The sequence below is a fragment of the Halalkalibacter lacteus genome (assembly GCF_036663595.1).
Classification (GTDB): Bacteria; Bacillota; Bacilli; order Bacillales; family Bacillaceae_D; genus Halalkalibacter; species Halalkalibacter lacteus.
In genome coordinates, this window is the sequence record NZ_JAWRVL010000009.1 from 37,771 (window position 1) to 49,990 (window position 12,220).

Consider the following 12,220-nt stretch of genomic DNA (forward strand, 5'->3'; position numbering starts at 1 on the left):
CTTTTTTAAAATATGTAACGTCAAAAGCTCGTAAGGGTGGTTTGTAAGAGTGTTATTTACAGAATGTATACATAAGAGAAATAAGCTTTTTGAAGGGTCAGTCAGGTGTGAAAATCTACCGTCAACGGGGTACGGGTCATAATAATCTTTCCTTTAAATCAAAGAAACAATTGTAACTAGAAAAGAGGGTATCTCAAAAATCACACCCAGATGACAGAGCACCATTGTGATAATGAGTATGAGCTCCCCTCTTTTTCTCTCGTTTATCTGCGCAATTTAGGTAAGGTTAAGTATGTTCCAGCACGCCACATCCATTCAAATAATCCTAGATGATAACGAGAGAGCCACCATCTACTTGCAATAATCTGAAGGAAGAAGAAGACAATAACAAGAACGACTCCACTAACGATTCCAATTTTGTTAAAAAGACCAAATCCATACCCATAAAATAAAGTAGTAAAGACAAGAGATTGCAGCAAATAATTCGTTAACGATAAACGTCCTACATAAGCAAGTGGTTGTAGTCGTTTTCCCCATTTAGGATTAGAAGTGAGAAGAGCAATGCTAGATGCATAAAACATCGCAACAAGCGGACCACCAATTGTTGTATGAAGCATTTCAAATGCGTACGTGTCATTAAATAGAAAAGCGATTTTACATGGAAAGCCGACTAGCAACGTAATCCACCATATCCTCACGAAAAGGTTTCGGTGTTTAGAAACATTTAGAAGCCACTTCTTTCGAGCAACAAAGGCACCTAATAAAAACATGCCGAGAACACTAACCATACCTGTTGCATTAATGATAACATCTCCTGCTATCCCTAAGCCAAGCGGATCTGCAAGCAAGCGAAAAGAGACAACGTCAAAATAGCTACCAGAAGTTAGGACTTCTTTTTCCTCAAGTGAGTAATTTACAAGCTGCTCATCAAGAGCTAACGTTGATTCATCCTCAGGGCTTGCAATGGAAAGAGCCATGAGAAACAGAAAAAGAAATGCCCAGGTAAGTAACCCTCTTTCTTTTAATTTTAAAAAGAAAAAAAGGATAAACGCGGTAAGTGCATAGATGAATAAAATGTCCCCATCCCAAATGAAAGTGCCGTGAATGAAGCCAACAAGGAGTAAAATAAGTGTCCGCCGAAAGTAAAGTGAGCTAAATGGCTTATTTTGCTGTTCGAGTCGTTCCTTTAAAAAGGCCATCCCATAGCCAAAAAGAAAAGAGAAAAGTGTATAAAAACTAGCTGTGGCAAAGGTACGTATAAACCCTTCTGCAATGTGATCTATCCATCCTAGAGGGTAATAATTATGAATATCAGGGATGAGAAATAAACCATATTGAAAATGTAAACTATTAGCTAATAAAATACCAAGCAAGGCAAGACCCCTCATAAGATCAAGTGAGAGAATTCGATTTTCCTCATTTAGTGGAGTGGAGCGTTTATTCATAGGTAACCTCCTAGTAAGGTTTTTCTTTTGTAATTGTAAGTGATTTCCAGTTGAATCACAAGACTATTTTTCAAAGGAATCAAAGCGTTGTACTTACGAGGAAAACTTTTGTAAACTAAAAAGAAATGGAAAATGGGGGAGGAACAATTATGAAGAACAATGACTTGATTGATTTGTTAAAAAGTCACAGGTCTATTCGAACTTTCACGAATCAACAGGTAACGGATCTAGTGGTTGATGAAATTATTGAGTCAGGTAGATGGGCACCGACGTCTCATCATGTCCAAGCATATAGTATTATTGTGATTAAAGATAAAGAAAAGAAAAAAGAGCTGGCTACATTGGCCGGTAATCAAAGCTATGTTGCAACTTGTCCGGTCTTCTTTGTCATTTGTGCCGATTTTTATCGTTTAAAACAGGCTAGTGATAAACACGGACAAGCGTTTGAAATTGGGGAACAAGAACAGGCTCTTGTTGGAGCGGTAGATGCTGCTCTTGTTGCACAAAATATGTTGATAGCAGCTAGATCATATGATCTTGGTGGAGTGATGATAGGTGGAATTAGAAATGACCCGGATGCGGTTTCTAAAGTGCTTGGGTTGCCCCAGTTGACATTTCCTGTTATGGGTTTATGTATTGGCTATCCAGCACAAAACCCTGAACAAAAGCCACGTTTGCCTCAAAGGGCTGTTGTCCACAAGGAGAAATACAATCAAACAAAAATTAAAGAGGCGATTGATGAATACGATCAAGTGATGAAATCGTATTATTATGAAAGAACAAAAGGTAAGCGATCGGATACATGGTCACAGTTAATGGCTCAATTTCTGTCCACTCCGAAAAGACCTCAAGTAGGTGATTTTCTAAAGAAGCAAGGCTTCTTGAGTAAATAAGAAATAGGCAGAAGAAAAAAAGTTTATTTTGGTGTGCCGCCACTTTTAAATAGAAAAAGTGGTCTTTATATAGAGAGGTGACATAAATGAAAACATTTCCACAATCCAATGCTTTGCAGCGTTTGCCAGAGCAATTTTTCTCAAAGCTTGTCAAAAAGGTTCAAAATGTAAAAGAACAGCATGATGACGTCATAAATTTAGGACAAGGAAACCCAGATCAACCAACGCCTCGCCCAATCGTTCAAACATTACAAGAGGCAGCAGATAATCCTCTTTATCACAAATACCCGCCGTTTGATGGCTATGCGTTCTTAAAAGAAGCGGTTGCTGATTATTATAAGCGAGAATATAACGTTGAAATTGACCCGATTACAGAAGTGGCTGTGCTTGCTGGAACGAAAACAGGTCTCGTTGAAATTAGTCAATGCTTGTTAAACAAAGGAGACACTGCATTAGTTCCAGATCCTGGTTATCCTGATTATTGGTCAGGGATTGCACTGACTGGTGCGACCATGCATGAAATGCCTTTACGAGCAGAATTAGGCTTTCATCCGAACTTTGCTGAAATTGAGGATCCCACATGGGAAAAAGCAAAGCTAATGTTTCTAAATTACCCAAACAATCCTACAGGGGCTGTGGCCACGCCTGAGTTATTTGAAGAGGCAATCCAATTAGGAAATAAACATGATGTATGTGTGGTCCATGATTTTGCATATGGTTCCATTGGTTTTGACGGACAAAAGCCGCTTAGTTTCTTACAAATGCCAGGGGCAAAAGATGTTGGTGTTGAAATGCTGACATTATCTAAAACATATAATATGGCAGGTTGGAGAGTTGGTTTTGTTGTTGGAAACCACAGTGTAATTGAAGCCGTTGAACTTATTCAAGATCATTATTATTGTAGCTTGTTTGGAGGGATCCAAGAAGCCGCTGCTTTTGCCCTCACGTCAGATCAATCGAGTGTTGAGCAGTTAGTTGGTATGTATGAAAAACGTAGAAAGGCACTGGTTGAAGCCGCTCGTAGAATTGGCTGGCAAGTTGAAGCTCCTAAAGGATCCTTTTTTGCTTGGTTTCCTGTGCCAGTTGGGTATACTTCTGAATCATTTGCTGATTTATTATTAGAAGAAGCGAGGGTTGTTGTAGCGCCTGGTATCGGGTTTGGAAAGCACGGAGAGGGATATATTCGCATTGGTTTATTAAGTGACGAATCCTTATTACGTGAGGCAATGGAGAGAATAGATGCTCTCCATGTATTTTCTCATCTAGTAAAATAATAAAGGGCATAGGACAGCCGCAATCCCTCATAAAAACATAATGAATCTTATTTTGTTGAATTGGGGGGATGGCTTGTGATAAAACGTCTTGATAAGCTATTAATTGACTTACCTAGCTATGCAAAAGCACTTGAAATTGCAACGGGTGTTGTTATGACAAAAATGTTTCCAATACCAAATCTCTCGAACAGAGCTTTCGATTATGCACGAAAATATGAAGATCAAGGTGTGCACTTAAAGTTGTATACGTTCAGCGATACAGATTACCAAGATATTGATAAGATATGGAAGGGAACTCATCCTGAAGATAAATCCAGTTGAAGTGATAAGGGGAGCGCCACAAGGAGCACCGGTTCCTGATTTTCCAGAGATTACCAAAGAATTTGCCCCTGGGATTTCTCATGATGATTTCTTGGAAATTGCTATACGATTACAAGATCGACGGGGATATAAAATCGTGTTCAACAGTTGAAGGCAAAAGGTAAAAGTGAAGCAATCAAAGCTTCACTTTTTTTGAGATGAGAGCTTTCAGATGGTCATAGTAAATTACCGAAATTAAAATTAATTAAATTAAAACAAGTACAATTAAAGAGAGGAGTAAGACTGTTATGAAAATAATATAGAGCTTATTCTCTCCTTCCGATTAGATTTGAAAAGAGGATGAAGACTATGAATATTTATTGTATAGGACGGAATTATGCCAATCATGCTAGAGAACTAGGTAATGCAGTACCAGATCAACCGATATTATTTTCGAAACCGAGTCCTGCACTCGTTGAAACGAATGGACAAGTGATCTCCTTACCTAAAGACCAAGGTGAAATTCATCATGAGATCGAGATTGTCTTGAAAATTGACAAAGACGTTAAAGAAGGAGATAAAGTAAGTGATGTTGTTAGTAAAATGGCATTAGGTGTAGATTTAACACTAAGAGATGTACAATCAGTATTGAAGGAACAGGGGCATCCTTGGTTACGTGCAAAAGGATTTAAAAATTCTGCGATCGTCACACCGTTCTGGCCATGTGAAGGAAAAGAAGTTTGTGAAAAGACAGACTTTTCATTTGTCATTAACAGTGAGACAATTCAAAAAGGAAATATTCAAGAGATGATGTTTGATTTTCAAGCGATCATTGATGAATGTGTAAATTGCTTTGGACTAGGTGAGGGAGACCTTATTTATACAGGTACACCAGAAGGAGTTGGGCCATTGCAAAGTGGCGATCAATGCCAACTTTACTGGGGGAAAGAAGAAAAGGGGAGATTTGTAGTAGGCTAAATCAAGTATGAGACCTCGCAATTCTATTTAAAAGAACGAGAGGGGAAGCGAACGTGAGTCAAACGAAGATTTTTGCACATCGTGGTTTTTCAAGTCAATATCCTGAAAATACAATGATTGCTTTTCAGGCTGCTCTTGAGATAGGAGCTGATGGTATTGAGTTTGATGTTCAATTAAGTAAAGATCATGTACCAGTTATTATTCATGATCAAACTCTGGATCGAACATCAACAGGATCAGGTGTCGTTGGGCATTACTCCTTGCTTGAACTAAAACAATTTAGCGCTGGATCATGGTTTCACGAAAAATTTAAGGCGGAACAAATTCCTACACTTGAGGAAGTTTTCTTATGGTCAAAGAATAATGCATTACAATTAAACCTAGAATTAAAAGGATATGTATGGGAAAGGCAAAAAATGATTACGATTGTGTTTCCATTAATTAAAAAGTATGGGCTGGAAAATCGGGTGATCGTTTCTTCATTTGATCATAAAATGGTCCGCTTATGGAACGAGCAATACCCAATGATAGAGACGGGAATAATTGTTAAGTCGGCTCTATATAATCCAGAATCATACGTACGACAATTAGCTGCATTAGGGTATCATTTCTCTTTTATGAGTTTGACAATGGAAGAGGCAGAACAGTTAATTAAAAGCGGGATTCTTCTGAGGCCGTATACGGTAAATCAGGAAAAGTGGATTCAGATATTTATTAACTTGAAATGTGATGCGATTATTACTGATTATCCAGATCTTGCTTTAACGTTACGATGAACAAGGTACAGCATGATTAGTCAGCTCCATTTAAGGTAATAAGAAAAGGGGGATTACGCAATAAATAGCGTGAGTCCCCCTAATTCATTTAAATTATTAGTATATTTTTAAGGGCGATGCAACCTTTGTAGGCCGAATATTCCAAATATCTTGAGCGTATTCTTGAATCGTACGATCGCTTGAAAAAGCTCCAGAATGTCCAATATTCACAATACTCTTGCTTAGCCATTCACTTTGATTTTGGTACGTTTGATCAACAAGATTCTGGGTTTCTATATAACTATCAAAGTCTTTTAATACGAAATATTCGTCATTGTTGTACAAGAGTGAGTAGAAAATATCTTTGAAGTCCACATCATCTCCTGAAAAATGTTGATTAACAAGAAGGTCCATAACATTTCTTAATCTTCTATCATTGTTGTAGTAATCACGTGCATTGTACTCTCCACTTTGCTGATAGGCAAATACTTCTTCAGATGTAAGACCGAACGTGAAAATATTGTCATTTCCTACAAAGTCTCCAATTTCCACATTTGCTCCATCTTGTGTTCCAATCGTTAAAGCTCCGTTCATCATTAGCTTCATATTTCCAGTGCCTGAAGCCTCTTTACTTGCCGTTGAAATTTGCTCACTCACATCGGCTGCAGGGATGATTCTCTCAGCAAGGCTTACTTGATAATTTTCTAAAAAGATGACTTTAAGATGCTTACTTACTTGAGGGTGATTATTGATCTTTTCAGCGACGGCGTTAATTAATTTGATTACTTGTTTAGCGAACGTATAACCTGGCGCTGCTTTCGCTCCAAAAATAAATGTACGTGGTGTCATTTCGAGTGCTGGGTTCTCTTTGTACATATTATATAGATGGATAATATGAAATAGATTTAGAAGCTGACGTTTATATCCATGAAGTCGTTTAATATGGACATCAACAATCGATTGATCATCAATGATTAGATTGTAGTGCTCTTTGATATAACTAGCTAATTTTATTTTATTCTCGTGTTTCACTTTATAAATCGCTTCTTGAAAACTGGAGTCAGTTGAGAATGGTATAATTTTTGAGAGCTGTTCAGGTTGATGAATCCATTCAGTTCCAATTGCGTTTGATATAACAGTGGCTAGGTTAGGATTGACATTTAAAAGCCAGCGTCTGTGAGTGATCCCATTTGTTTTATTGTTGAACTTCTTAGGGAAAACAGTGTAAAATGGCTGCATGACTCGGTCCTTTAAAATTTCTGTATGTAACTTTGCAACACCATTTATGCTGAAGCTTCCTACCATAGCAAGGTGGGCCATATGAATCTGTCCGTACGATAGAATCGCCATCTCAGGTATTTTCTCGCGAAGTTCAGGGTAATCAAACCAAAGCATTTTACAAAAACGTTCATTGATTTCTTCAATAATTTGATAAAGGCGTGGAAATAGTGTTGTTATCATATCTTCAGGCCATTTTTCTAAAGCTTCACTTAATGTAGTGTGGTTTGTGTAAGCAACGGTTTCTTGCGTAATTGACCATGCTTCATTCCAACTTAATCTTTCTTCATCGAGTAATAAGCGCATCAATTCCGGAACAACGAGACTTGGATGTGTATCGTTAATTTGAATCACGACATGTTTTGATAATTGATACAACGGTTTATTCTGTTTTTTGTATCGTCGAAGGATACTTTGTAAGCCAGCAGAAACCAAGAAATACTGCTGTTTTAAACGTAAAACTTTCCCCTCGTAATAAGAGTCATCTGGATAAAGAAATTCTGAGATTTTTTCAATTGAACGTTTGTAATCAAGGTAATGATAATAATCATGACCACGGCTAGAATGGAAGTGAAAGTGGTTTGTTGTTGATTCAGCACTCCATAACCTAAGAGTGTTAACAGTATTATTATCGTACCCGACTATCGGAACATCATATGGAATCGCAAGAACACGTTCATAATCATGATGTTGAAACTGGAGCTGTCCATTGACAGCAGTGGTCTCTACGGTTCCTCCAAATCTAACTTCTATTGCTTTATCATCACGTTTTGTTTCCCACATATATTCATCTTCTAACCAATAATCAGGAAGTTCAACTTGATAGCCATTTACAACTTTTTGCTGAAATAAACCGTACTTATAACGAATACCCATCCCGTATCCAGGGAGTTCAAGAGAGGCAAGGGAGTCAAGAAAGCAAGCCGCAAGTCGTCCAAGACCGCCGTTTCCAAGTCCAGCGTCATACTCTTCTCTGAATACATTTTCAGGATTGAAACCTAGTGAAGTCAATGTTTCTTTATAAATATCAAGTAACCCCATGTTTAGCAAATTTGTCTCAATCATTCTCCCTAAAAGAAACTCCATCGAAAAATAATAGACTTGTTTGCTTTCATTTTGATCATACGTTTGTTGCGTCATTTGCCAGTTTGGGTGAATGGAATCTTTCATAATAAGACAAATTGATTGAAACACTTCTTTTGTTGTAGCCTCTTCGAGGCTTTTACCGAATGATGAGGTGAGTTTTTCTTTCAGCAGTTGACTGAGAGTCTCGACAGTTATGGGCATATTGTTCCTCCTCATGAATGTACTTCGTTAATCTGTAATAAATTTCTTCATACTTCGTGGCGGAATGTTCCCAGTTCAATTTGCTTTTGTACACATTTTTAAGAATTCGATTCCAATGAGCTGGTTGATAATAAAGATGGATAGCATAACGGATGGTGTGTAAAAAGTCATAGACATTATAATTCGTGAAAGAAAAGCCATTTCCTTCTCCAGTGAATTCATTATATGGAATTATTGTATCTTTTAAGCCACCAGTCTCCCTAACGATGGGCACACTTTCATAACGTAGGGCGATTAATTGGCTTAATCCACATGGTTCAAACCTTGATGGCATGAGAAAGAAATCAGACGCTGCATAAAGTCTATGAGCTAGCCCCTCGTGAAATACATTAATAAAGCGGCAAGAATCTGTGTAATTATTTGAGATAGATTGGAATGCTTCCTCAAAATGTGCTTCGCCTGTACCCATAATGATAACTTGGATGGACTCCGTGCTAAGTAGTTCATCAAGGATCTCGGTAAGAAGAGGAAGACCTTTATCTTCTACAAGGCGGCTAATTAAGGCAAACATCGGAATGTCCTTAGAAACAGTTAAGTCTAGCTCTTGTTGCATAATCCGTTTATTTTCTTTTTTTCCAGCGTAGTTTCGATAGTACGGGACAGACACGTTTAGATCGGACGATGGATTATATAATTCTTCATCAATGCCGTTGACAATTCCCGAAACACTTGTTTGACGTTCAAGCAAGAATGTCTCTAGGCCTTCTCCAAAATAGGGATTTAATATTTCTTGTGCATACGTTGGACTAACGGTTGTAACCCAATCTGCATGAACGAGAGCGCCCTTCATGAAGTTTATCGTACCGTTTAGTTCTAATCCACCAATGTGAACAGGATCCAAATGTAGTAATTCATGAAAGATGGAAGCTGGGAAGATACCTTGATACTTTAAATTGTGAATCGTAAAGACAGTTTTCACTGGCTTCTTATAAACGCCAGCTTTTATATAGGCAGGGATAAGACCAGTTTGCCAATCATGACAATGAATGATATCAGGAACTAAGTTCAGATGTTTAAGCGTTTGAAAGAAGGCATGAGTAAAGAAAGCATAGCGTTCAGCGTCGTCTACCTCACCATATAAATGAGCACGATTGAAATAGTACTCATTATCTATGAAGTAAAAAGTTACATTTTCAGTTTCATAAGAAAATAGCCCGCAATATTGTTTTCTCCATTTAACCCAGACATCAAAGGTGCCTTCTAGTTGTAGTTGTGATGCAATGTCAGCCGTGAGAAAACGGTGCTTAGGAAGAATAACCGTTAGTGTATGGTCTTTCTTTGAGAGTGCTTTTGGGAGAGAAGCTACCACATCAGCTAACCCCCCTGTTTTGAAAAAAGGTGCACATTCAGATGCTGCCATGACGATATTCATAAACCGATCTCCTTTCAACAATAGTAAGTAAAATGAGGATTCATTACAGTATTTTACGTTTAGCTACGATGTATGGGTTTTCAGGTGCTCCAATAAATGTTCGATTTGGAGACAGGATGATATCTTTATCTAATACGACATTCTCTATGAGAGTTCCTTCTTTTATTTCACAACGTTGCATCACGATAGAGTTTCGAATGACAGCGCCTTTATGTACATGAACGCCACGAAACAAGATACTATTTTCGACTGTACCTTCAATTACACAACCATTGGCTAATAGAGAATTAAATGCACGTGCTTCTTTTGTATATTTGGTAGGTGGTTCATCTTTTGGCTTTGTAAAAATCGGTTTTCGGTTTAAAAAAAGTTGCGTATATACATCAATATCTAGGAGGGACATACTATTTTTATAATAGCTCTCTATTGAATTAATAACAGAAAGGTAGCCTCTATATTCGTAAGAACGAACTGTAAGCCTATTCAAATTTGCAATAATCCCATCTAACAATAAGTTCTCTTTTTGTCTAGCAATACAAAAATCAATAAGTTCTAACAATAATGATTTTTTTAGGATGTACATACCCATAAATAAATTATGATTGCTAGCATCTGTCGTAATATTGCTTATGTTGCCATTCGCATCTATTTCAAGCTTCTTTTCAATGGCATGTTCATCCTCTAACTGTTTCATTGATTTGAAGATAGCCGTTACATCTGCTCCTGATACAAGGTGTTCTTGGAATACTTTCTGATAGTCGATATTACAAATATGACGTGTACCAGTTATAAGTACATATTCAGCTAAACCTCGAGCAAAGAAATCTCGATTGTTGTGAAAATGTTGTAGATCGCCCTTCGATAAATCAGTAGGATCGTTCCAATCGGGAGGGAGAATAAAAAGCCCGCCTCTTTTTCGATCTAAATCCCAAGGTTTCCCTGTTCCGAGGTGATCCATAAGGGAGCGATATTTTCGTCTAGTAAAAACGGCAATGTCGTAAACCTGCGAATTAACCATATTAGAAAGAACAAAATCGATAAGTCGATAGCGACTGCCAAATGGAACGGCAGCCCCACACCGAAAATAAGTAAGCTCTTTAAGTAAATCTTGTTCACTATCTAAGTGAATCACGCCCATTAGTTTTTCCATTCATTTCTTCCTTCCCTTATAGGATTCACCTGAAAATAGTAGTTCGACTTTTAATGGCAGTATCTTTATCAATAACGAGAATATCATCACTTGGAGACTCGATTTCTGTATAGTCTGGAATAGTTACGTCTTCGGCAACGATGACCTTTTTAAGCTTTACATGTTGCCCAATTTTCACATTAGGCATAATAACTGATTCCTCGATTTTGCTATTACTGCCGACTCCCACTTGATGAAACAGGATCGATTTGTCAATTGTTCCATAAATAAGACACCCTTCATTTATTAGAGAGTCCGTAATGTGTGCAAGTGGTGAGATATACTGAGGCGATTGGCAAGCATTAACTGAGTAAATCCGCCAATTGTATTCATGGAGTTTCAGAGAAGGTTGATTTGCTAGTAGATCCATATTTGCTTCCCAAAAACTTTGAACAGTCCCGACATCTTTCCAATATCCTGAAAAAGGATATGCAAACAGATTACGGTTATCACGAAGCATTGTTGGAATAATATCTTTGCCAAAGTCGTGATTAGATGTAAGTGAGTTTGCATCTTCGGTTAAATAGGATTTTAATACAGGCCAATTAAATATATAAATGCCCATAGAGGCAAGATTGCTTTGGGGATGTGCTGGTTTTTCTTCAAATTCGGTAATGTCACCGTTATCAGTGGCATTCATAATACCGAAGCGACTTGCTTCCTCCCAAGGAACTTCTATGACGGAGATCGTCGCATCAGCACCGCGTTCAATATGGTAGTCTAGCATGAGGCTATAGTCCATTTTATAAATATGATCTCCAGATAGAATTAATACATATTCAGGATCATATTGTTCGATAAAATCGCAGTTCTGATAGATTGCATCGGCAGTACCTAAATACCAGGAACCACCCTTTTTTTCAACAAAAGGGGGGAGACAAGTTAATCCTCCGTTATGGCGGTCTAGATCCCAAGGAGTTCCAATACCTAAGTGGGAATTAAGAGCTAGAGGTTCATACTGAGTCAGTACACCTACTGTTTCAATACCAGAATTAATACAATTACTTAATGGGAAATCAATTATTCTGTATTTTCCACCAAAATATACTGCAGGCTTGGCTAACTTTTTCGTAAGGTTTCCTAATCGTTTTCCTTCTCCGCCTGCAAGGAGCATTGCAACGCAATCTTTACCACTATTCATAATTACCGCCCCAGTCTAATTTTGTTTTGTTATATTCGAAGGGACACCTTTTAGATCATCATATGCTTTATGAATGTTGGGTTTCCCTCCTTAAGTTGGTATGACCACTGTAGATATTTCTATGTTTATGCTAGGAGAAGCCCTTAACATTCCAATCAAATAAAAAAAATAACCTTGTTCTGCTCTGAGAGGAAATACAGAAAAATTTTTTTGAACTTTCGAGAAAAGACTGGGTGGAAGTAATTACC

Annotated in this window: 9 protein-coding genes and 1 pseudogene; 5 read left to right on the plus strand and 5 right to left on the minus strand. The window is 37.7% G+C overall.

All coding sequences use genetic code 11. The features are described 5' to 3' along the window. Window positions 1–263 precede the first annotated feature (263 nt). Window positions 264–1,445 carry a DUF418 domain-containing protein gene (locus SAZ04_RS08495; RefSeq protein WP_332693999.1) on the minus strand — a complete coding sequence of 394 codons (1,182 nt, stop codon included), beginning with the start codon at window positions 1,443–1,445 and terminating at the stop codon, window positions 264–266. A gap of 149 nt (window positions 1,446–1,594) precedes the next feature. On the opposite strand from SAZ04_RS08495, the gene nfsA reads away from it, so the two are divergent. The 5 genes and pseudogenes from nfsA to SAZ04_RS08520 all read left to right on the plus strand — a co-directional run bounded on the left by nfsA (window position 1,595) and on the right by SAZ04_RS08520 (window position 5,666). Further along, window positions 1,595–2,338, plus strand: coding sequence for an oxygen-insensitive NADPH nitroreductase (gene nfsA / locus SAZ04_RS08500; protein ID WP_332694002.1), 744 nt, complete (start codon window positions 1,595–1,597; stop codon window positions 2,336–2,338). Between the two features lie 86 nt (window positions 2,339–2,424). Next, window positions 2,425–3,612, plus strand: a complete 1,188-nt coding sequence (locus SAZ04_RS08505) for a pyridoxal phosphate-dependent aminotransferase (RefSeq protein WP_332694005.1) — start codon at window positions 2,425–2,427, stop codon at window positions 3,610–3,612. A 114-nt stretch (window positions 3,613–3,726) separates the two neighbouring features. Next, window positions 3,727–4,084 (plus strand): annotated as a pseudogene (locus SAZ04_RS08510) (manganese catalase family protein); the annotation flags it as partial. Window positions 4,085–4,272: 188 nt separating this feature from the next. Further along, window positions 4,273–4,890 (plus strand): fumarylacetoacetate hydrolase family protein, encoded by a 618-nt coding sequence (locus SAZ04_RS08515; RefSeq protein ID WP_332694008.1) that lies wholly within the window; start codon window positions 4,273–4,275, stop codon window positions 4,888–4,890. 53 nt (window positions 4,891–4,943) lie between these two features. Further along, window positions 4,944–5,666 carry a glycerophosphodiester phosphodiesterase gene (locus SAZ04_RS08520; protein ID WP_332694011.1) on the plus strand — a complete coding sequence of 241 codons (723 nt, stop codon included), beginning with the start codon at window positions 4,944–4,946 and terminating at the stop codon, window positions 5,664–5,666. Window positions 5,667–5,762: 96 nt separating this feature from the next. On the opposite strand, the gene SAZ04_RS08525 is transcribed toward SAZ04_RS08520, so the two are convergent. From SAZ04_RS08525 to SAZ04_RS08540, 4 genes are read right to left on the minus strand one after another with little or no spacing between them, the layout of a single operon-like run. Then, a complete protein-coding gene (locus SAZ04_RS08525) occupies window positions 5,763–8,210 on the minus strand; it encodes a glycogen/starch/alpha-glucan phosphorylase (protein ID WP_332694014.1) in 2,448 nt (815 codons plus the stop codon). Then, a complete protein-coding gene (gene glgA, locus SAZ04_RS08530) occupies window positions 8,146–9,642 on the minus strand; it encodes a glycogen synthase GlgA (RefSeq protein ID WP_332694017.1) in 1,497 nt (498 codons plus the stop codon). The genes SAZ04_RS08525 and glgA overlap by 65 nt, the downstream gene beginning before the upstream one ends. 43 nt (window positions 9,643–9,685) lie before the next feature. Beyond that, window positions 9,686–10,792: a glucose-1-phosphate adenylyltransferase subunit GlgD gene (glgD, locus tag SAZ04_RS08535; protein ID WP_332694020.1), complete on the minus strand. Its 1,107-nt coding sequence runs from the start codon at window positions 10,790–10,792 to the stop codon at window positions 9,686–9,688. A 25-nt stretch (window positions 10,793–10,817) separates the two neighbouring features. Further along, entirely contained in the window at window positions 10,818–11,972 is a 1,155-nt protein-coding gene (locus tag SAZ04_RS08540; protein WP_332694023.1) for a glucose-1-phosphate adenylyltransferase, read from the minus strand. Window positions 11,973–12,220: the final 248 nt, after the last annotated feature.

Excerpts from the sequence above, each read along its gene's own strand:
- SAZ04_RS08495 (WP_332693999.1), bottom strand. The coding sequence starts at position 1,445 with ATGAATAAACGCTCCACTCCACTAAATGAGGAAAATCGAATTCTCTCA.
- nfsA (WP_332694002.1), top strand. The coding sequence starts at position 1,595 with ATGAAGAACAATGACTTGATTGATTTGTTAAAAAGTCACAGGTCTATT.
- SAZ04_RS08505 (WP_332694005.1), top strand. The coding sequence starts at position 2,425 with ATGAAAACATTTCCACAATCCAATGCTTTGCAGCGTTTGCCAGAGCAA.
- SAZ04_RS08515 (WP_332694008.1), top strand. The coding sequence starts at position 4,273 with ATGAAGACTATGAATATTTATTGTATAGGACGGAATTATGCCAATCAT.
- SAZ04_RS08525 (WP_332694014.1), bottom strand. The coding sequence starts at position 8,210 with ATGCCCATAACTGTCGAGACTCTCAGTCAACTGCTGAAAGAAAAACTC.
- glgA (WP_332694017.1), bottom strand. The coding sequence starts at position 9,642 with ATGAATATCGTCATGGCAGCATCTGAATGTGCACCTTTTTTCAAAACA.
- glgD (WP_332694020.1), bottom strand. The coding sequence starts at position 10,792 with ATGGAAAAACTAATGGGCGTGATTCACTTAGATAGTGAACAAGATTTA.
- SAZ04_RS08540 (WP_332694023.1), bottom strand. The coding sequence starts at position 11,972 with ATGAATAGTGGTAAAGATTGCGTTGCAATGCTCCTTGCAGGCGGAGAA.